This window comes from Nonlabens sp. SY33080 (genome assembly GCF_011784885.1).
Lineage (GTDB): Bacteria > Bacteroidota > Bacteroidia > Flavobacteriales > Flavobacteriaceae > Nonlabens > Nonlabens tegetincola.
Genome location: NZ_CP050461.1, coordinates 2008504 through 2027889 on the forward strand (window position 1 = coordinate 2008504; position 19386 = coordinate 2027889).

Genomic DNA, 19386 nt, shown 5'->3' on the forward strand with positions numbered 1-19386 from the left:
TATTAATAAAATAGATGAAAACACCTTTTAGTAAGATTAAAAACACAATACTTCAAACCATTTATATACTTTCTTGTTTATATTTAACTAATACATTAATTAATTTCCACAAAACCGCCGTTTTTATTAGAGAAAAATTATTTCACTACTTACGTAGTCAAAAGCTGTAAGAATTGTTAATAATTACCTAAAACCAGAAAGCAATGGTAAACGAGATGAAAAAAAGTGAATTTCGTTTTATCTTGAACCACATTAAATAAAACACTATGCGCTGCACATTAACAGTCCTCATTTTTTTCCTTTCTTCCACTTTGCTTTTTGCGCAAAATCTTACCAACCTAGAATTTAAAAACATTGGTCCTACTGTTATGTCTGGACGTGTAGTGGATATTGATGTGAATCCACAAGACCCAACCGAGTTTCTTGTAGCCTATGCAAGTGGTGGTTTATGGCATACTACAAACAATGGTACTAGTTTCTCTCCTATAATGGACAATGCCATTACCATAAACTTAGGCGATATCGCTGTCGACTGGAAAAATAAAACCATATGGGCCGGCACCGGAGAAAACAACGCTAGTAGAAGCAGCTATGCTGGTGTAGGAATTATTAAATCATCCGATTGGGGAAAAACATGGAGTACACCCATGCTCAAAAATAGTCAACACATAGGTCGCATTATAATTAACCCTGATAATCCGAACAATGTTGTGGTTGCTGTTACAGGTCCATTATATTCTTTAAGTGAAGAAAGAGGAATGTACAGTTCCATGGATGGCGGTAAAACCTGGAATAAAACGCTATACATTGATGATAAGACTGGTTTTATTGATCTAGCTCATGATCCAAATAACTTTAATACCCAATACGCTACTAGTTGGGAAAAGGATCGTAAAGCATGGAATTTTGATGGCGCTGGTAATGGAAGCGCGATTTACAAAAGTGAGGATGCCGGCCTTACCTGGACTAAAATATCGACAGTAAATAGTGGATTCCCTACTGGAATAGGAGTAGGACGTATAGGCCTTTCTGTATTTGATGAGAACACATTATACGCTATTCACGATTCACAATTTAGAAGAGATAAGAAAGATGGAGATAACGCTTCCGCGAAAGCGAACTCAAAAAAAATCAATAAAGAGGACTTTAAGTCAATGTCAACCGATGATTTCTTAAAACTTGATAATAAAGTACTCAATGCTTTTTTGAAGGAGAATGGATTTCAAGAGAAGTATAGAGCAGAAAGCGTTAAAAACCTGATACAAAAAGGTGAAGCAACGCCGGCTGACGTTGCACTATATCTAGAAGACGCAAATAGCCAACTTTTTGACACACCTGTTAAAGGTGCCGAGCTGTATCGTAGCGATGATGCAGGAAAAACATGGTACAAAACACATGAAGGACAAATTGATGATGTTTTCTATAGCTACGGTTATTACTTTGCCCAAGTAAGAGTAAATCCTAGAGACATCAATGAAGTTTATATAATGGGTGTTCCCATAATTACCTCAAACGATGGTGGGAAAACCTTTAAAAACATATCACGTGAAAATGTTCATGCAGATCACCATGCTCTATGGGTAAACCCTAACAAGCAAGGCCACCTTATAAATGGTAATGATGGTGGTGTAAACATTTCTTACGACAACGGTGAAACCTGGATCAAAAACAATACACCTAGTGTAGGTCAATTTTATGCTATTAATTATGACCTAGAAGAGCCTTATCATGTTTACGGTGGTTTACAGGATAACGGTGTATGGGTAGGATCACACACTGCTCGTGAAAATAGAGCTTGGCATCAATCAGGTCAGTATCCTTGGGAAAGTATAATGGGCGGTGATGGTATGCAAATTCAAATTGACAATAGAAATAGTAATATCGTTTACACAGGTTTCCAATTTGGAAATTACTTTAGACTTAATAGAGAAAACGGTGATCGCACTTACATCCAGCCTAAACATAAGTTAGGAGAAAGTCCTTATAGATTTAATTGGCAAACTCCTATTCTTTTATCCTCTCATAATCAAGATATTTTATATTTAGGAGGCAACAAATTAATGCGCAGTCTAGATCAAGGAGACACGTGGACAGCTATTTCGCCAGATCTTACTAAAGGTGGTAAGCCAGGTAACGTAGCTTACGGCACAATAACAACTATAAGTGAATCAAAGTTTGAATTTGGACTTATTTACGCAGGTACAGATGATGGACTTGTACAACTTACGAAAAATGGAGGTAGCAATTGGGAGCAATTAGACGGTCCATGGCCTAATGACCTATGGGTAAGTCGTGTAACAGCAAGTTCACATAAAAAATCAAGAGTATACGTTACTCTTAATGGATATCGTTGGGACGATTTTCAATCTTATGTATATAAAAGTGAGGATTATGGTAAAACATGGGAACGATTAGCCACTTCGATACCTGGGTCGCCAGTTAATGTTATAACAGAGCACCCTATGAAAGAAAACTACTTGTTCATAGGAACTGATAATGCAACTTATGCAAGTTTAGACCAAGGTAATACTTGGACATTGTTATCAGGTGGTATGCCACCAGTTGCAGTTCATGATATAAAAATACAACCACAAACAAATGATTTACTTATAGGAACTCATGGTAGATCTATTTACTTAGCAAATTTAAATGCTCTAGACCTTGTAGGTACAGAGTTTAAAATGGCATCTATTGAGGATCTAAGATTCTCTAGAAGGTACGGCAGTCGTGGATTCTTATGGAGCAATGGACCAACTCCAAAAATCCAAATTTCATACTTCAACCCTACTGCTGGAAAAGTTAATCTAGAAGTAAAAAACGAAGCTGGTAAAACTATCTATGAGACCGCTTTTACTAGTGATCAAGGATTGAATTTTTATACCTACGACGGTAGTATAAGTAAAGCTGGGCTTAAGGCATTTAAAAAAGAAGATCGCCCTGATCCTGCTCAAAATGGTGTGACCTACTTACCTAAAGGCACTTACACAGTTCACCTGTCAGGTAATAGTGGTAGTAGTAAAGAAACTCTTGTCGTTAAGTAATCTATAACTATACGGCTGCTATAAAGGAATTTACTAATTTTGCATTATGCAAGAAACGAACAGACAGAAGAAGATAGCTGGTATTCTACAAGAGGACCTTACACAGGTCATACAGAATATCATGAGAAAGAATGCGGTTAAGAACCTCATCGTTTCAGTAACAAAAGTGCAAGTAACTCCCGATTTAGGATATGCTAAAGTGTTTTTATCTGTGTTCCCAGCAGACAAGGCAGAAACTGTGGTAAAAGAAATAAAAGAATTAGGAAGTAGCATAAGGCATGAAGTTGCATCAAAGGTTAGACATCAAATGCGACGTATGCCCGAACTACAATTTTTTAATGATGATTCCCTAGAGTACATGGAGCAATTAGAGAGAGAACTCAAAGGCGAGAACAATCCTATTGAACAACCTGACACTCTTCCTAGACGTAAAAAACTATAGTGTCTCTATCCTCCTTTATTGCAAGACGGTATTTGATATCAAAAAATGGTAAAAACGCCATTAACATTATCAATATACTTAGTTTTATAATTACTGTAGTTGGATCTGCATCACTATTTATTGTGTTGTCAGGGTTTTCAGGTTTAAAGGATTTTAGTACCCAGTTTTCAAGTTATTTTGATCCGGACTTGTCTATTTTCCCCAGTAATGGTAAAGTTGTTGAAATTCCGCTTTCGCGAAAGCGAGCTCTAGAAAATCATCCCTCGATCCAATTAGTTTGTCCCGTAATAGAGGAAAAGGCTTTTTTAAATTATCAAGATAAAAACGATATCGCCTATATCAAAGGTGTTCCCGATGAATACATTGATATGGTGAAAATAGATTCTATTCTATATTACGGCTCTTGGTTAGGAAAAAGTAATGCTCAAATTGTAGCCGGACAAGCTATAGCATCAGACCTATCTTTAAGTGTCAATGACTACAGTGAATTTTTACAAATCATGGTGCCCAAACCTGGTAAAGGAGCCATTACCGCTTTAAACATTCAGAGTTCATTCAACACACTAGATGCTATTGCCACAGGTACCTTTAGCATCAATGAAAATCTAGATAATAAATACGTGTTTATGCGATATGAAGCGGCACAAAAGTTACTAAACATGCCCGATTCTATGGCTAGTGCCGTTGAAATAAAACTAAGTTCTTACGAAAGTGAAAATGAAGCTCGTGAATTGATTAAGGATATGTATGGAGACAGCGTAGTAGTAAAGAATAAGTTCCAGCTGAATGATGCTTTGTATAAAATGTTGAATTCTGAAAATCTTGCGGTCTACCTTATTTTTACTTTAGTACTAATTATCGCCTTGTTCAATGTGATAGGTGCTATTATCATGATGATATTGGACAAAAAGCAAAACCTAAAAACTTTACTCGATTTAGGTGCGAGCGTGCACGAATTACGCAGGATATTCTTTATTCAAGGTAGCTTGATGACAATTACTGGTGGTGTCTTAGGATTATTAATTGGTGTTGCTGTTGTTTATTCGCAGCTGGAATACAAATTAATTTACATAGCTCCACAGTTACCTTATCCAGTAGCTATGCGATGGGAAAATATTGTAGTAGCATTTGGAACTATAGCCATTTTAGGAATAATTGCCAGCTACGTAGGGTCCAGACGTATTAATGATCGCTTACTTTCTCAGGCAAAACTATAATCACCAAATTTATCCAACACCTCGTCTAGCGCATCATATACTCCTTGAGCATCGTCGCTGGTTACCATCTTCATGCGATATTCTTTGAAGTTAGGAATACCTTTAAAGTAATTAGTATAATGTCTTCTAGTTTCAAAAACTCCCAAGTGCTCACCTTTCCAGGCAATAGACATTTCTAGGTGACGTCTAGCAACTTTAACACGTTCTTCCATGGTAGGTTTTGCCATGTGAGTTGCATGTTCAAAATAGTGCTTTACTTCTCTAAAAAACCAAGGATAGCCTATACTTGCTCGACCAATCATCGCTCCATCAAGACCATATTGATCACGCATTTCCATGGCGCGTTCTGGAGTATTTACATCACCGTTTCCAAATACCGGAATATGCATTCTAGGATTATTTTTAACTTGAGCGATAGGTTCCCAGTCTGCATTACCCTTATACATTTGCGCTCTGGTACGTCCATGAATGGAGATTGCCTTAATACCTACATCTTGTAAACGCTCAGCAACTTCAACAATTTTAATGGAATCATGATCCCAACCTAATCTTGTTTTTACCGTTATAGGAAGCTTGGTGTGTTTTACCATAGCCTCGGTTAGTGATACCATTAAATCGATATCTTTTAATATACCAGCACCGGCTCCTTTAGAAACTACTTTTTTAACAGGACAGCCGAAGTTGATATCGATAATATCCGGTTTAGTTTGTTCAACTATTTCAACACTCTTGAGCATTGAATCTAGATTAGCTCCAAAGATTTGAATTCCCACAGGACGTTCAGCCTCGTAAATATCAAGTTTCATTGTACTTTTTGCGGCATCTCGTATCAATCCTTCACTAGAAATAAATTCTGTGTAAACGACATCGGCGCCATTTTCTTTGCACAAGGCTCTAAAAGGCGGATCACTCACGTCTTCCATAGGGGCAAGAAGAAGAGGAAAATCTGGTAATTGTATATCTCCAATTTTAGGCATACTGCAAAGGTACTATGTATTTTAAAACTACCGTTAATTAGGTTTAAGTATCCGTAATACTTGTATTTTTTTATCTGTTATAAATTTGTGATATGTTTTATAGTTATTCTAACATATAGCTTCAACAGATGAGATTAATTTTCGCTCATGAAACAAATTTTATCAATCGTGGCCATTCTTCTTGTAGCTATAAGCTGTAAAAACGAAGCGCAAAAAGTGGAAACTCAGGAAAAAGTTTCTACAGTAGAAAATCAAATGCCCAAAGTAGACTATTCTGCCTATCCAGAAGAACTCATTAAGGTTTTTAAAGCACATGGCGGATTAGAAACTTGGAAAAGCATGCGTAGCATGACGTATCAATTAAATGAGCAGTCTACTGTAACAGACCTACAAAGTCGAAACATACTACTGGAAACAGACAACTATATGATAGGCGGTAATGATGGTAAAGTATGGATCGCACAAGATAGTACTTATTTTGATCCAGGTAGGGCTAGATTCTATCACAACCTTATGTTTTATTTCTATGCCATGCCATTTGTATTATCTGACGATGGTATTAATTATTCGCCAGCAGATTCTCTAACTTATAAGAATGAAACTTTCCCAGGTATCAAAATAAGTTATAATGAAGGAATAGGTGATGCACCTGACGACAATTATATTCTCTATTACGATCCTTCTAGCTATGAAATGAAGTGGTTAGCTTATACTGTGACCTATGGTAAAAATGAAGAGTCCAACAATTATAGCTTTATTAAATATGAAGACTGGAATGAAGTAAACGGGTTACTACTACCTGTAAAATTACAATGGTACACCGTAAAAGATGGGAAACCAGATACTCCTAGAGGTGATGCCCGTGTTTTTGAAAAAATTGACGTAGACAATGCCCCAATGGATAATGGTATGTTCAAAAAACCAGAAAATGGCATTTATGTTGACTAAAAAAAATGACGTACCTTTCATAGAGTAAACTAACTCAATACATTATGGAAGGAATTAGATATTTTATTTTAGGAATATGTATTCTTATTATCGTTCTTTTAGTAGTTACATACATGAAGAATAAAAAGAAAAGAAGACTTAGAAAATAAAGAAAGCTGGCTACTAGCCAGCTTTCTTTTTCTTTAGACTAATGATATCTTTGCTTGACTTGCTTATGCAGTAAAAAATCAAACTGGACTATGAAATACAACCCAATTAATCCACAATTATTCATTAAAAACCGCAAAAACTTTATGGGGATGATGAAACCATCAAGCCTAGCTGTTTTTAATTCAAACGATATTTTCAAAACAGGTGCAGACAGCACCATGCCTTTCAAACAACATAGAGACATCTTTTACCTTTCTGGGGCTGATCAAGAAGACACTATTTTGGTACTTTTTCCTGATTGTCCAGACCCTAATTTAAGGGAAGTACTTTTTGTGACCGAGACCAATGAGCACATAGCTATTTGGGAAGGAGAAAAATTAACTAAAGAAAAAGCTACTGAAATAACCGGTATTACAAGTGTTTTTTGGCTTAAAGACTTCGATAAAAAGTTTTTTGAAATGATGACTATGTGTGATACGGTTTATTTTAATACAAACGAACACTATCGTCAAGCAGTGGAAATGGAAACACGTGAAGATAGATTTATCAAAAAATGTAAATCTCAATTCCCTGCTCACAATTATGCTAAAAGTAATCCTATTTTACAGAGATTGAGAGCTATAAAAGATCCTATTGAAATTGATCTATTAAAACACGCTTGTGACATTACAAATGCTGGTTTCCGTCGTGTATTAGATTTTGTAAAACCAGGAGTTTGGGAATATGAAATAGAGGCAGAATACCTTCATGAATTTATAAAATCACGCAGTGACGGATTTGCCTACACACCTATTATCGCTAGTGGCAATAATGCAAATGTTCTTCATTATATTGAAAATAATAATCAATGTAAGGATGGTGAATTAATACTTATGGATGTAGGAGCTAGTTATGCAAATTACTCTAGTGACATGTCTAGAACCATTCCTGTAAATGGAACGTTTACTAAACGTCAAAAACAAGTGTATAATGCTGTTTTAAAGGTTAAAAATGAAGCTACAAAAATGCTCGTACCTGGAACAATGTGGAAAGAATATCACGTTGAGGTGGGAAAATTGATGACGAGTGAATTAATTGATCTAGGATTATTAGATAAGGCCGATGTACAGAACGAAAACCCTGAATGGCCTGCCTACAAAAAGTATTTCATGCATGGTACATCGCACCACATAGGGTTAGATACTCATGATTACGGTATTCTATGGGAACCTATGCAAGCAGGAAATGTATTTACCGTAGAACCTGGAATATATTTACCAGAAGAAGGATTTGGAATAAGATTAGAAGACGACGTCGTTATCCAAGAAAGCGGAGAACCGATTAATTTAATGGAAAACATACCTATTGAAGTTGAAGAAATTGAAGAACTAATGAATTAATATAATTAAAAAACCGAAAGTCTAATATTTAAACTTTCGGTTTTGTTTTTTTTCACTGTTCAATTTCTTTGCTCTCAGTCTTTTTAACTTAGCAATTTTAGGAATAGCTGTCTTCTTACGCTTCTTTTTTCTTTGACTTGCGCCAGCGAGCAAATTGATTAATTTTTTAAGGACAAGCTCTTTATTTTTAGCTTGACTTCTAGATTCTTGACAGCTTATTTTGATGCTGCCTTGTTGAGTAAGCTGACTTTTTAGGTTTTCTAAGATAGTTTGTTTTTCCGCTTCCGCGAAAGCGTAACTATTAATAACATCAAACTCTAATTGAACCTTTGTTGCCACTTTATTAGCGTGTTGACCACCAGGACCACTACTTGCAACAGCTTTAAATGTTACCTCGTTTTTAATTTGTTCAACATTCATTACCTAAGGTGCGCTGGTTTGAGTAAATCATTAACAGTTTTAACTGGATTAAAAGTAGAAACCGGAACCTCTACAAAAATGGTATTCCAATAAGCCATTGAGCCATTCCATAATCCAGGAAGCTCTTGTGCTTTAAGCTTAAAACCAAACCTAGATTTTAGGGTAATAAAACCCATTTCTGGATCACAATATTTTTGTAGATCAAATTTATCTCCTTTATAATCACGTACACAGCAAACTATATCAACTGGATTAAAATGAGTACATTCTTTAGCAATGTTTTTTTGTTTCTCATTTTCTTTATTCACCTGTGCGCTTTCCACAATTTGTAAATTAATTCCGTAACTAGATTTTACCCAAAACGGACCACCACCTGGTTCTCCTTCATTTTTAACCATACCGCACACTCTTAATGGTCTGTTTAAACAATCTATCAGGGTTTCTATCTGATTTTGGAAGGAATACTTTAAAAAATCCTTAGGTAAAGCCGTTCCTATTGAGCTTTCTAGAAAATCTACAATATGTGAAATATCAGTAATAGTTCCATTTAATAATTGATTTAAATAGGAATCTATTTGTTTCTTGTATGTGACTGCTATACCTGCAAGGTATTTTTTAAAATATGCAGATTCTTGATGCATTGCTGTTGTAGTGACATTATCAATGTTTTTAATAAAAATAAGATCGGCATCAATTGCATTCAGATTTTTTAATAATGCTCCATGCCCAGCTGGTCTAAAGAACAAACCACCTTTATCATCAAGTATGGGCTGGTTATTTAAATTTACTGCAACTGTATCGGTAGCTGTATCTTGAAACGAAAAATCTACTACAAGCTTCTTTTGAACTCTTCTTTCAATGTGATCCTTAATAGCTTCTAATTCATCTAAAAAGTCCTTGTGGTGATTAGGTGATACCGTAAAATGGAGTTTAACCTGATCATTAACACTTGCGTAACCAGCTGTCTCGCTTAAGTGTTCTTCAAAAGCTGTACGTACATAGCTACCATAATCATGAAATGGGATTAAACCTTTGGGTTTACTTGCATAATTTGCACCATTCTCAGACAAAAGAAATTTTATGAATTCCAATTGTTGTTGATACTTTTTCAACCCTTCATAAATTGGGTTTTGAGCCTTTAGTTGCTGTTCAATATCTCGGTAAAAAGGGAATTTTTCAAGGGCGACAAGAAAGGTGAATAACTGGTCGCTCTTAGTTTTATTAATATAAGCATTTAGGCTTATTTCTTCAGGATTGTAAGAGTGTAAAAATTCATGGAGAAATTTAAACATTCTAGTTGCAGCACCACTAGCAGGAATAAAATTCACCTTTTCAAGGTTCTCGCCTAGTTGTTCATATTTATATATATACTCTGCTTGCTCCTGATCATTGTGTTTATTAATCCCATCATTTAAAGTAGCAGGCCTGTCTAAATCTAATTTAGGAAATCCCTTTCTAAATCGATCAATTTGTTCATTAACTTGATCTATGGAAATACCTTTTTCTTTTAGCTGTTGTATTTGGTAGTCAGTATAATTCATTTGTTAAATAGATAAAGAATCTATAGCAGCGATAGCATTTTTTAATCTTTCAGATCCCTTTCCTGAAATACGTTTATAGGGCTTATTAAATGTTTGTAAAGCGGCTTCAAATTTATGAAACATTTCTTCTCGCTCTTCTGGTTTGTCCCTTAAATCATCCTTAACCCAACTAATATCCACATCCATCAATAAATACAAATCATAATGAGATTCATGAATAGCCTTTTCAATCGACAATGGAACTTGATTAAAATAAGCTAAACTATAAACATAGGTTTCTAAGATGTCTGTATCACAAAAAACATAATCAGATCCCTTTAATGTTGCCTGATTCTCAAGATTTCTTTGACCTACTGCAATAGGTTTAAGATCCTGTAATGTGCAAACGTGTTTTGACTCATCCCACTTTCTTTGCAAATATTCTCTTGCAAATTCTGGGATGGAAATTGAATTGTAATGAAGCGCTAGTTCTCGAGCGATAGTACTTTTTCCTGTACTCTCTGGACCATAAAGTACTATACGCTTGCCTTGATAATTGAGTTGTTTAGGTATTTCTTCCATGCATAAAATCCAGCCACAGCCATTATCAATAAAAATAGGTATAAAAATGCACTAAAAGTGTAACCCTTATAAAAATATAAAGGTATTGAGATAAAATTACCTATGCCTAGAACTAACCAATGCTCTAACTTCCTTTTTGCCATCAACCACATTCCTGCAAAAAACAATCCTGTCGTTACCATGTCAATGTAGGATACTACATTTTCCATACGATTTGTAGATACATATAGAATATAGATACACAATGCCGCGAATATTGAGATTGTAATAGCTCTAATCCATTGCTGTTTTGATGTCAAAGAGATTTGAAGTTCTTTGTTATTCTTCCCTCCTTTAATCCAAAGATACCAACCGTATATACTCATAATTAAATAGTACAAGTTTATAACCGCATCTCCCAATAAATTCCAGTTTACTAACAAGTAGGTAAATATGGCAGTGCTTACAATCCCAAAAGGAAACACTAAAAAGCTGTTACGATAAGAATAAAGCACACTTACAACGCTAGCCACAACAGCTATCAACTCAAGTACTATGTGAGTGCTTGAATACTCAGAATACTGGGAAAATAAGAAATCAATAACTTCCATTAAAAGAAAGGTTGGTAGTCACTACGATCAGATTTTACCAGTTTCATGTAAACAAGAACCGCTTCTTGATTATCAAAACTAGTCTCTATAGCATCAGTCAAAAATTCCATTAATGGTCTATAATCCCCATAAATTTGAGTAGAAAGTGGGTTTTCTAGAACCTTAAAGGATGAATTACGCAAGGTTTTGATAAACTCGATTATGAGTGGCTCATATCCATCTTGTAAAGGGGACATGGTTAATTCTATAGAAACTTTCATAGTTGATTTTATTGCAAACTTAGTCCATCCATTCCACATTTTCCTCAATCGCAGTTCCTACTACGCACAAACTAGCACCGGAAGTAAACGCTCGTTCAATTTGACTTACATCACGCAATCCTCCACCTACTATTATAGGCAGTGAACAACTACTCTTTACTTTTTCAATAATACCAGCTGCAACAGGTATGACAGCACCGCTACCAGCTTCTAGATAAACTAGTTTGTGCCCCAAAAGTTCTCCAGCAACCGTTGTTGCTGTGATTAATTCTATATCTGTTTGCTTGTAGGGTTGTGAGTTCGTAACACGTTGTACAGCTGTAGACTTTCCTCCATCAATCAGTAAATAAGATGTAGGGATGGTAACTATGTTATGTTGTTTTATGAAAAGTGCACTTTTAATTTGTTCTTCAATGAGGTACTGCGCATTGCGACTGCTCATGAATTGTAAATACAGTAAGGCGTCACAATGAATAGAGACTTGCTCGTGAGATCCAGGAAAAATAATTACAGGTAGCGTAACTAGATCTTTAAATTCCTTTAACCATTTATCTAGATCAATTTCCATAGTGCTACCTCCTATAAAGAAAAACACCTCATTTAGGTTCAATTTCTTTTTTAAAGAAAATGCTTTTTTAGATATCGCTTTCGCGAAAGCGTAATCAACAGCAGTCTTTTCTGGATCAATTAAAATGGCTAACGATCTACCTGACTTAATGCGAGATACCCAATCCATAAATTAAGCAGGAATAACGTAAACCATCATAAAGTTCTCAAAACCCAAATAAAACAAGTCGTAATAACTTGATTCACCATTAAAATTAATGCTACAGCGTGACTTAGGATGAGAAAAATCGATAGGTTCTACCTGACAATGAGCTTTAAATCCCAATCCCTTTGACCCATACAATTTGTACATCGACTCCTTTGCACCCCAAATGATGGTCAGTAATTTGACTTGTTGTGCACTATTATAAACACAGGTGTTTTCGTATTTGATAAACTTTTTGGCAATGCGTTTAATTTTCTCTCTTTTTTTCTCAATATCAATCCCTACAGGAGCATCGCTCACTATTATTGCCGTGAACTCATAACTGTGCGTTATTGAGATGAATTTTCCATCATTAAGATGCGGTTTACCTTTATCATCATAGAACAAATCAAGGTCTGTATAACCAGCTACATGTAATAAATGACGTATACTCAAGAAACCTCTTCTATGTAACTCTGAGCTCATAGTCAACAACCGTTGTTTACTGTTTTCACTTAGGGTAATTCCCGAGCGTAACTGGGCTTCAGTTTCTGTGATTTTCCAAATATGAACAACCGTGTTGTGTCTGTTGTTAAGGGTTTTGTAAAGAGGCATTAATATGGCAGTTTTTTAGTAGCTTTGCTGCCGCAATTTAATAAATAATAAAGGCTTGTAAATTACTGATTATAAACAGTGTTTTTATCAAACAAGCTTAAATATTTTACAATTATGAGTGATACAAAAGTACCTTATGTTCCTTACAAAGTAAAGGACATGTCACTAGCCGAATACGGTCGTCTAGAAATTGAACTAGCTGAGGCAGAAATGCCTGGTTTAATGGCGTTAAGGGAAGAATATAAAGAGGAGCAACCTTTGAAAGGAGCTCGCATCGCAGGATGTCTACACATGACAATTCAAACTGCAGTTCTTATAGAAACTTTAGTTGCCTTAGGAGCCGATGTAACTTGGTCTTCTTGTAACATTTTCTCTACACAGGATCATGCTGCTGCTGCAATCGCTGCTGCTGGAATTCCTGTATACGCATGGAAAGGTATGACTGAAGAAGAGTTTAACTGGTGTATAGAACAAACTTTATTCTTTGGTGAAGATCGTGAACCACTTAACATGATATTAGATGATGGTGGTGATTTAACTAACATGGTTTTTGATGAGTATCCAGAGTTAGCTAAAGGAATCAAAGGTCTTTCAGAAGAAACTACAACTGGAGTACATCGTTTATACGAACGTATGAAAAACGGAACTCTTGTAATGCCTGCTATTAACGTAAATGACTCTGTTACCAAATCAAAATTTGATAACAAATACGGATGTAGAGAAAGTGCTGTTGACGCCGTACGTAGAGCTACTGACACGATGCTAGCTGGAAAGCGTGTTGTGGTTTGTGGATATGGTGATGTAGGTAAGGGTACTGCTGCTTCATTCCGCGGTGCTGGTTCAATAGTTACAGTGACCGAAATAGATCCTATTTGTGCTTTACAAGCGGCGATGGATGGTTTTGAGGTGAAAAAGTTAGAATCGGTTGTTGGTAATGCTGATGTTGTAATAACTACTACTGGAAACAAAGACATCGTAAGAGGTGAGCATTTTAAAGCAATGCGTGATAAAGTGATCGTTTGTAATATTGGACACTTTGACAACGAGATTGATGTTGCCTTTTTGAATGACAATTACGGAGATACTAAGGTAGAAATCAAACCACAGGTAGACAAGTATACTATCGATGGTAAGGATATTATTTTACTTGCAGAAGGTCGTTTAGTAAACCTAGGTTGTGCTACTGGTCACCCTAGTTTTGTAATGAGTAATTCCTTCACTAACCAAACTTTAGCTCAAATCGAGTTATGGAACAACAGTGAAAATTATAAAAATGAGGTTTACATGTTACCGAAACATCTCGATGAAAAGGTAGCTGAATTACACTTGCAAAGAATAGGTGCAGAATTAACTGAACTACGTCAAGACCAAGCAAAATATATAGGTGTAGAAGTTAAGGGTCCATTCAAACCTGAATATTACAGATATTAAATTATCTTAATTAAGAAAATTTTAGCTGAAAAATTAAAATTAAATACGTTACATTGCGATATTATGTATAAATTAATGTGTTTAAGTTTTGATTTTCAATTCACTAAATGCACTAAAAAGATTGAAGCAGTATGACAATAATTGAAGAAGCTCGTGAATGGTTAGACAGCTCGATGAGCAACATGTCAACAAGTGACCGCGTACACGCATCGAGAGAAGCTAAAAGGCTTGTACTAGGAGTTAATGATTTATTTAAGGAATCTAAGGATCCTGAATTAATGGAATTAATGAAAGAACTTACAGCTAAAAAGCAGAAAATCGAGAAGCGACTTAATCCTAAAATACAAGTGTAATCTAAGAATATTAAAGCCCAGTTTAAAAAACTGGGCTTTTTATTTATTCGTTTTTAAATTATTTACCATCCCACATATCTTGGTGGTTTTATTCCCTTCATATTAATATAAACAATCAATTGTCCTCTATGATGAGTAACGTGATCTTGAAGCAGATTCAAGATTTGTAATTTAGATTTTTTACCCGCAAAGAAATCTACCTCGACCGATAATTCAGACTCTGAAGTCGATTCAATTCTTTGGTAAACCTCATCAAAAGTTGCTTCTAACAACTCTAGGACCTGCTGCTTACTTAAGTTAGGATCATAGGTTTCCCTTTCAAATTTTTCATTTGAAAAGTAACTTGTACTCAACCATTTCATATTACCAATTACATGAAGTAATTGTCCTTTAAAAGTCATCTCTCGTTCGGTAGGTCTATAATTGTATAACTCCTCTGGCATTGATTGAGCTATTTCTACTAAATATTCTTTTGAATTATTCCATTTTTCAAGAAAAGCACCTTTTACTGTAGATTGTTGTGCCATAATTAGGTTAGTAGTTACTATTAGTAGTACTGTAAGGAAAAGTCTCATAATTATATAAAGTGAGCGATTATAGCAATAAGCCCTACTGCAAAGCAGTAATATGAGAAGTAATGAAGTTTTGCTTTTTTAACTAACTTAATCATCCATTTACATGCAATCCATCCTGTTACAAACGCAGCTATAAAACCAGCAATTAAAGATAAATTTTGATCTGCTTGAAATTCTATTTTACCACCTAAGAGATCTTTGGCAATTTTCCCAAATATTAAAGGAACAACCATTAAAAATGAAAACCTTGCAGCTTTAGTCCTGTCGTTTCCTAATAGGACACTAGTACTAATAGTAGCACCGCTACGGGAAATTCCAGGTAACATTGCAATTGCCTGAGAAACTCCAATTATTACAGCATCTTTCCAAGAAACATTTTTATTTGTATCCCTTGCTTTACCAGCCAGGAACAGCAGTAAACCTGTAATAATAAGCATAAAGCCTACTAATAATACATTACCTGAAAAAAGGGACTCTAGTTGCTCTTCAAAAAATAAACCTACTATCACCGCAGGAATCATTGACAAAACAATTTTAAGAGCAAATTGAAACTCTTCATTCCATTTAAATTGAAATATGCCTTTAAATAATTCAAAAATGTCCTTTCTAAAAACAATAATAGTGCTCAATGCTGTTGCAAAATGTACAAGAACTGTAAATAGTAAATTTTCATCTGGATCTTGTACTTGCGTGTCTAAAATTGCTTTTCCTAACTCTATATGGCCACTGGAAGACACTGGGAGAAACTCAGTAAGACCTTGTATTACTCCTAGAATAATCGCATCAACTAATTCCATTACTTATCTGGGTTTAATAAAATAGCATAAACCTCAATACCAAAGCCTAGAATAACAATTGCCGGAGCCAACCTGATTCTTCTCCATGAGAATATTTCTTCATTAAAAACATTAGGATCATTAGAAGCGCCTCCAGACATCAAAATGAAACCTGTAGCAATTACTACTAAACCTATAATCATCCATAAGTAATTTTTCTTTTTAAACAGGAACTCTACTTTAGGCTTCAAGTTTTGCTCGTCGCTTTTTATATCTTTCTGCTCGTTATTCATATGTGAAATAGTTGATTAATAATAGAGTTGATCTGTTCTTAAATTTAAATATCTGGTCGTGGCAAAAAAGGTGCTTATCAAACTGATCAATAGTCCAAAACCAATAACACCAGCAATCAATAATCCAAGCATCTCATAATTTTCAAGAATACTTAATTCAGGCACTAATCGGTCTGCGTAATAAACTACAACCGACAAGGCAGCAAGAGCTAAAACAGCACCGATTAAACCTAGCTTTAAGCTAGTCCAAATAAATGGCCTTCTAATAAAACCTTTTGTTGCGCCAACCATTTGCATAGTTTTGATGGTAAAACGTTTAGCGTATACAGATAATCTAATCGATGAATTAATCAATAAGAACGCGATTAAAACAAAAACACCACTCAAGATAAGCATGTAAAATGAAATCTTTTTTACATTCTGATTAAGTAAAGACACCAGTGGTTTGTCATATCTAATCTCTTGAATATAAGGTTTTGAAGACAATTCTTCTACAATAGTATCTATATCAGTCTGTGTAACATATTGAGCATTTAATCGTATATCAATACTATTCGGTATCGGATTAAAACCACCTAATTGTTCCACAAAATTTTCCCCTAAACTCTCTTGAGTTTTCTTTGCACCTTCTTCACTACTTACAAAAACAGCACTTTTTGTATAATCAGCCATTTGTAACGTAGTTTCTAGTTGTTTCATTTCCAAATCCTTTGCAGTATCTTTAAAATAAATACTCATTGGAATTTGTTCCCTAAAATAGTTAGCTAGTTGCTGACTGTTTAAAAGTAAAAAGCCTTGTAATCCTAATAAAAACAGTACCAAAAACAAACTTACCACCACCCAAAAATAGGAACTAAATAATCTGCGTTTTTGATAACTTGACGGGTGTGACATATTGATTAAAAATCTTATTAAAACAAAAATAACAAAGTAATATTTCCCTATACTTATTTTATTTAGTTAATGCTAAAGATTTTAACGTCAACCATTGAGTCAATATTGAGTTATTTTCTATAAAAATGCATCTCATCAACGTAATTAAAGACATCATGATGCATGTAGTATCTTAAATCTTTTCCCTCTTTAATTCCATTTCTTATCATGGTAGAAGAGATTTCCATAATTGGAGCGTCAATCCTGGTAATTTTTTGGTGGTTTTTAAAACGATCAGGAATCTGTCCATCACCTATTCTAGGATACACTATAATTGAATAATCTTCTAATATTACTTCGTAATTTTTCCATTTGTGTAAACTTTTCAAGTTATCCTCACCCATAATGAGTACAAACTCTTTATCAGGATACTTTTCAGTAAGATGTGCAAGTGTATGAACGGTATAATTAGGTTGTGGTAGACCAAATTCAACATTGCTTGCTGTAATTTTTTCATATTCCTCAGTTGCTAGATGAACCATATGTAATCTTTGATAATCATCTAACAAGTTTTGTTTCTTTTTATGAGGATTATGTGGTGTAACTACCATCCATACTTGGTCAATATCACCAAATTCTACCAGATAATTTGCAATAGCAAGATGTCCTATGTGAACAGGATTGAACGTACCAAAATAAAGTCCTATTCTATTCTTCTTCATCTTTAATGGACTGTGAAATAAACTCTTTGACTAAATTGTAACTTTTGAGCTTTGCTTTTTCAAGGTCATTATTTTCAACGATCACGTCAAATTGAGGCGCTGTTGCCATTTCAGTACTGGCTTTAGCCACTCGCATAGCTATTTTCTCAGGGCTTTCTGTTTTACGACCTTTTAACCTCTTTTGCAACTCGTTGATTGACGGCGGCTTTACAAAAACAGCCAGACAACGTTCTGGATACTTACTTTTCAATCGCAATCCACCAACCACATCAATATCAAAAATTACATTTTTACCTAAGGCCCATAAACGTTCTACCTCTTTCTTTAAAGTTCCATAAAACTGATCCTTATAAACCTCTTCAAATTCAAGAAATTCTTTGTTTCTAATACGGTTTTTAAACTCTTCAATGCCTAGAAAGTAATAATCTTTACCATGTTGCTCTTCACCTCTTGCTTCTCTAGATGCAGCACTAATTGAAAAGGCCAAATTGAGCTCAGGTTGTTGTAATAAGTACTTCACAAGTGTTGTTTTTCCAGCTCCAGAAGGCGCGCTAAACACTATTAATTTGGGTTGTGTAGTCATTATAATACGTTGAGAAGTTGTTCTTTAATCTTTTCTAGCTCGTCTTTCATTTGTACTACTAGCTTTTGCATAGGTGCATGATTTGCCTTGCTACCAATAGTGTTAATCTCACGACCTATTTCTTGAGAAATAAAACCTAACTTTTTACCTTGAGAAACTGGTTGTTTCATTGTTTCTACAAAATAATTAAGATGATTCTTAAGCCTTACTTTCTCCTCGGTGATATCGTATTTTTCTAAATAATAAATTAGTTCCTGCTCAAACCTATTAGAATCAACCTCTTCTTTAACTTCTTTTACAGCCTTTTCTAATCTTACTCTTACATCTTTCAATCGCTCTTCATCGATTGTAATCACCTCGTTAAGTAAGTTTGTAAGTGTAGATATACGCGAGTTAAAATCAAATTCTAACTGGTTTCCTTCGGATTTTCTAAACTCCATTACGGCCTCGATTGCTTCTTGAGCAGTTGAGAAAATAGTTTCTTTAACCTCGTCAGAAAGATCATCGTCTTGAGGTTTGAAAATATCAGGAAATTGAGAGATTACTTTAAGTAAGTCAATTTTATGATTTGTAGAAGTTGCTTTAACTAGTTCAATTTGCTCTAATTGCTTTAAGTAAGTATCTATAACTTCAATATTCAAAGCAGGAATTGAAGCAGCACCAGAATCTTCGACATGTAAAGAAAAATCTACCTTACCTCGTTTTAGAATTTTGGCAGCATTTTTACGTAAATCTAGCTCGGTTTCACGATAAGCATTGCTCATCCGTAGGTTTAAGTCAAGATTTTTGCTGTTAAGAGTCCTTATCTCTACTGTGATTTTTTTATCAGAAAGCTGTGTAACAGCTTTTCCATAACCGGTCATGGAAATAATCATAGAACAATTTTGG

22 protein-coding genes are annotated in these 19386 nt (G+C 34.8%); 7 read left to right on the forward strand and 15 right to left on the reverse strand.

Features of this window, described 5'->3' with window-relative positions:
- The first annotated feature begins 266 nt into the window (after positions 1 to 266).
- From HCN53_RS08985 to HCN53_RS08995, 3 genes are read left to right on the forward strand one after another with little or no spacing between them, the layout of a single operon-like run.
- Positions 267 to 3041 (forward strand): WD40/YVTN/BNR-like repeat-containing protein, encoded by a 2775-nt coding sequence (locus HCN53_RS08985; RefSeq protein ID WP_167342733.1) that lies wholly within the window; start codon positions 267 to 269, stop codon positions 3039 to 3041.
- Between the two features lie 46 nt (positions 3042 to 3087).
- Positions 3088 to 3483 (forward strand): 30S ribosome-binding factor RbfA, encoded by a 396-nt coding sequence (rbfA, locus tag HCN53_RS08990; RefSeq protein WP_042276856.1) that lies wholly within the window; start codon positions 3088 to 3090, stop codon positions 3481 to 3483.
- Positions 3483 to 4700, forward strand: a complete 1218-nt coding sequence (locus HCN53_RS08995; RefSeq protein WP_167342734.1) for an ABC transporter permease — start codon at positions 3483 to 3485, stop codon at positions 4698 to 4700. Before rbfA ends, HCN53_RS08995 begins: the two co-directional genes overlap by 1 nt.
- On the opposite strand, the gene dusB is transcribed toward HCN53_RS08995, so the two are convergent.
- A complete protein-coding gene (dusB, locus tag HCN53_RS09000; protein WP_167342735.1) occupies positions 4685 to 5677 on the reverse strand; it encodes a tRNA dihydrouridine synthase DusB in 993 nt (330 codons plus the stop codon). The genes HCN53_RS08995 and dusB overlap by 16 nt on opposite strands.
- A 147-nt stretch (positions 5678 to 5824) precedes the next feature.
- Between dusB and HCN53_RS09005 the strand changes: the two genes are divergently transcribed.
- Together HCN53_RS09005 and HCN53_RS09010 are read left to right on the forward strand one after the other, a co-directional pair.
- Positions 5825 to 6625 (forward strand): DUF6503 family protein, encoded by an 801-nt coding sequence (locus HCN53_RS09005; protein ID WP_167342736.1) that lies wholly within the window; start codon positions 5825 to 5827, stop codon positions 6623 to 6625.
- Between the two features lie 239 nt (positions 6626 to 6864).
- Positions 6865 to 8154 (forward strand): aminopeptidase P family protein, encoded by a 1290-nt coding sequence (locus HCN53_RS09010; protein ID WP_167342737.1) that lies wholly within the window; start codon positions 6865 to 6867, stop codon positions 8152 to 8154.
- 21 nt (positions 8155 to 8175) lie between these two features.
- Here HCN53_RS09010 and arfB read toward each other — a convergent pair whose 3' ends face one another.
- The 7 genes from arfB to HCN53_RS09045 are packed head-to-tail and all read right to left on the reverse strand — an operon-like array spanning position 8176 to position 12892.
- Positions 8176 to 8574 carry an alternative ribosome rescue aminoacyl-tRNA hydrolase ArfB gene (arfB, locus tag HCN53_RS09015; protein WP_060523530.1) on the reverse strand — a complete coding sequence of 133 codons (399 nt, stop codon included), beginning with the start codon at positions 8572 to 8574 and terminating at the stop codon, positions 8176 to 8178.
- Positions 8574 to 10115 carry a DUF4301 family protein gene (locus HCN53_RS09020; RefSeq protein WP_167342738.1) on the reverse strand — a complete coding sequence of 514 codons (1542 nt, stop codon included), beginning with the start codon at positions 10113 to 10115 and terminating at the stop codon, positions 8574 to 8576. The genes arfB and HCN53_RS09020 overlap by 1 nt, the downstream gene beginning before the upstream one ends.
- A 3-nt stretch (positions 10116 to 10118) precedes the next feature.
- On the reverse strand, positions 10119 to 10676 hold the full coding sequence (locus tag HCN53_RS09025) for an AAA family ATPase (RefSeq protein WP_167342739.1): 558 nt from the start codon (positions 10674 to 10676) through the stop codon (positions 10119 to 10121).
- A complete protein-coding gene (pnuC, locus tag HCN53_RS09030) occupies positions 10631 to 11266 on the reverse strand; it encodes a nicotinamide riboside transporter PnuC (protein WP_167342740.1) in 636 nt (211 codons plus the stop codon). Before pnuC ends, HCN53_RS09025 begins: the two co-directional genes overlap by 46 nt.
- A complete protein-coding gene (locus HCN53_RS09035) occupies positions 11266 to 11526 on the reverse strand; it encodes a hypothetical protein (RefSeq protein WP_060525043.1) in 261 nt (86 codons plus the stop codon). Before HCN53_RS09035 ends, pnuC begins: the two co-directional genes overlap by 1 nt.
- Positions 11527 to 11545: 19 nt before the next feature.
- The gene (locus HCN53_RS09040; protein WP_167342741.1) at positions 11546 to 12262 is read right to left on the reverse strand and encodes a geranylgeranylglyceryl/heptaprenylglyceryl phosphate synthase; all 717 of its coding nucleotides are present in this window, start codon (positions 12260 to 12262) and stop codon (positions 11546 to 11548) included.
- A gap of 3 nt (positions 12263 to 12265) precedes the next feature.
- Positions 12266 to 12892: a 4'-phosphopantetheinyl transferase family protein gene (locus HCN53_RS09045; protein ID WP_167342742.1), complete on the reverse strand. Its 627-nt coding sequence runs from the start codon at positions 12890 to 12892 to the stop codon at positions 12266 to 12268.
- A 114-nt stretch (positions 12893 to 13006) separates the two neighbouring features.
- Here HCN53_RS09045 and ahcY point away from each other — a divergent pair, with 114 nt between their 5' ends.
- Both ahcY and HCN53_RS09055 read left to right on the forward strand, forming a co-directional pair.
- Positions 13007 to 14323 carry an adenosylhomocysteinase gene (gene ahcY / locus HCN53_RS09050; protein ID WP_167342743.1) on the forward strand — a complete coding sequence of 439 codons (1317 nt, stop codon included), beginning with the start codon at positions 13007 to 13009 and terminating at the stop codon, positions 14321 to 14323.
- Between the two features lie 131 nt (positions 14324 to 14454).
- The gene (locus HCN53_RS09055; RefSeq protein WP_042276832.1) at positions 14455 to 14676 is read left to right on the forward strand and encodes a hypothetical protein; all 222 of its coding nucleotides are present in this window, start codon (positions 14455 to 14457) and stop codon (positions 14674 to 14676) included.
- A 62-nt stretch (positions 14677 to 14738) separates the two neighbouring features.
- On the opposite strand, the gene HCN53_RS09060 is transcribed toward HCN53_RS09055, so the two are convergent.
- From HCN53_RS09060 to HCN53_RS09090, 7 genes are all read right to left on the reverse strand, one after another.
- Positions 14739 to 15251, reverse strand: a complete 513-nt coding sequence (locus tag HCN53_RS09060) for a DinB family protein (RefSeq protein WP_167342744.1) — start codon at positions 15249 to 15251, stop codon at positions 14739 to 14741.
- 2 nt (positions 15252 to 15253) lie between these two features.
- On the reverse strand, positions 15254 to 16048 hold the full coding sequence (gene uppP / locus HCN53_RS09065; RefSeq protein WP_167342745.1) for an undecaprenyl-diphosphatase UppP: 795 nt from the start codon (positions 16046 to 16048) through the stop codon (positions 15254 to 15256).
- Positions 16048 to 16320 carry a DUF3098 domain-containing protein gene (locus tag HCN53_RS09070; protein ID WP_042276828.1) on the reverse strand — a complete coding sequence of 91 codons (273 nt, stop codon included), beginning with the start codon at positions 16318 to 16320 and terminating at the stop codon, positions 16048 to 16050. The genes uppP and HCN53_RS09070 overlap by 1 nt, the downstream gene beginning before the upstream one ends.
- Positions 16321 to 16335: 15 nt before the next feature.
- On the reverse strand, positions 16336 to 17214 hold the full coding sequence (locus HCN53_RS09075) for a cell division protein FtsX (RefSeq protein ID WP_060523521.1): 879 nt from the start codon (positions 17212 to 17214) through the stop codon (positions 16336 to 16338).
- Positions 17215 to 17324: 110 nt separating this feature from the next.
- The gene (nadD, locus tag HCN53_RS09080; protein WP_105017880.1) at positions 17325 to 17915 is read right to left on the reverse strand and encodes a nicotinate (nicotinamide) nucleotide adenylyltransferase; all 591 of its coding nucleotides are present in this window, start codon (positions 17913 to 17915) and stop codon (positions 17325 to 17327) included.
- Positions 17902 to 18498 (reverse strand): guanylate kinase, encoded by a 597-nt coding sequence (gmk, locus tag HCN53_RS09085; protein ID WP_042276822.1) that lies wholly within the window; start codon positions 18496 to 18498, stop codon positions 17902 to 17904. Before gmk ends, nadD begins: the two co-directional genes overlap by 14 nt.
- Positions 18498 to 19373 (reverse strand): YicC/YloC family endoribonuclease, encoded by an 876-nt coding sequence (locus HCN53_RS09090; RefSeq protein ID WP_060523520.1) that lies wholly within the window; start codon positions 19371 to 19373, stop codon positions 18498 to 18500. The genes gmk and HCN53_RS09090 overlap by 1 nt, the downstream gene beginning before the upstream one ends.
- Between the last annotated feature and the right edge of the window lie 13 nt (positions 19374 to 19386).

Bases quoted from the DNA above. Each gene is read 5' to 3' on its own strand.
- HCN53_RS09040 (WP_167342741.1), bottom strand. From the start codon at position 12,262: ATGGATTGGGTATCTCGCATTAAGTCAGGTAGATCGTTAGCCATTTTA.
- HCN53_RS09060 (WP_167342744.1), bottom strand. From the start codon at position 15,251: ATGAGACTTTTCCTTACAGTACTACTAATAGTAACTACTAACCTAATT.
- arfB (WP_060523530.1), bottom strand. From the start codon at position 8,574: ATGAATGTTGAACAAATTAAAAACGAGGTAACATTTAAAGCTGTTGCA.
- HCN53_RS09005 (WP_167342736.1), top strand. From the start codon at position 5,825: ATGAAACAAATTTTATCAATCGTGGCCATTCTTCTTGTAGCTATAAGC.
- pnuC (WP_167342740.1), bottom strand. From the start codon at position 11,266: ATGGAAGTTATTGATTTCTTATTTTCCCAGTATTCTGAGTATTCAAGC.
- HCN53_RS09020 (WP_167342738.1), bottom strand. From the start codon at position 10,115: ATGAATTATACTGACTACCAAATACAACAGCTAAAAGAAAAAGGTATT.
- nadD (WP_105017880.1), bottom strand. From the start codon at position 17,915: ATGAAGAAGAATAGAATAGGACTTTATTTTGGTACGTTCAATCCTGTT.
- HCN53_RS08985 (WP_167342733.1), top strand. From the start codon at position 267: ATGCGCTGCACATTAACAGTCCTCATTTTTTTCCTTTCTTCCACTTTG.
- uppP (WP_167342745.1), bottom strand. From the start codon at position 16,048: ATGGAATTAGTTGATGCGATTATTCTAGGAGTAATACAAGGTCTTACT.
- gmk (WP_042276822.1), bottom strand. From the start codon at position 18,498: ATGACTACACAACCCAAATTAATAGTGTTTAGCGCGCCTTCTGGAGCT.
- HCN53_RS09075 (WP_060523521.1), bottom strand. From the start codon at position 17,214: ATGTCACACCCGTCAAGTTATCAAAAACGCAGATTATTTAGTTCCTAT.
- HCN53_RS09010 (WP_167342737.1), top strand. From the start codon at position 6,865: ATGAAATACAACCCAATTAATCCACAATTATTCATTAAAAACCGCAAA.
- HCN53_RS09070 (WP_042276828.1), bottom strand. From the start codon at position 16,320: ATGAATAACGAGCAGAAAGATATAAAAAGCGACGAGCAAAACTTGAAG.
- ahcY (WP_167342743.1), top strand. From the start codon at position 13,007: ATGAGTGATACAAAAGTACCTTATGTTCCTTACAAAGTAAAGGACATG.
- rbfA (WP_042276856.1), top strand. From the start codon at position 3,088: ATGCAAGAAACGAACAGACAGAAGAAGATAGCTGGTATTCTACAAGAG.
- HCN53_RS09045 (WP_167342742.1), bottom strand. From the start codon at position 12,892: ATGCCTCTTTACAAAACCCTTAACAACAGACACAACACGGTTGTTCAT.
- HCN53_RS09025 (WP_167342739.1), bottom strand. From the start codon at position 10,676: ATGGAAGAAATACCTAAACAACTCAATTATCAAGGCAAGCGTATAGTA.
- HCN53_RS09090 (WP_060523520.1), bottom strand. From the start codon at position 19,373: ATGATTATTTCCATGACCGGTTATGGAAAAGCTGTTACACAGCTTTCT.
- dusB (WP_167342735.1), bottom strand. From the start codon at position 5,677: ATGCCTAAAATTGGAGATATACAATTACCAGATTTTCCTCTTCTTCTT.
- HCN53_RS09035 (WP_060525043.1), bottom strand. From the start codon at position 11,526: ATGAAAGTTTCTATAGAATTAACCATGTCCCCTTTACAAGATGGATAT.
- HCN53_RS09055 (WP_042276832.1), top strand. From the start codon at position 14,455: ATGACAATAATTGAAGAAGCTCGTGAATGGTTAGACAGCTCGATGAGC.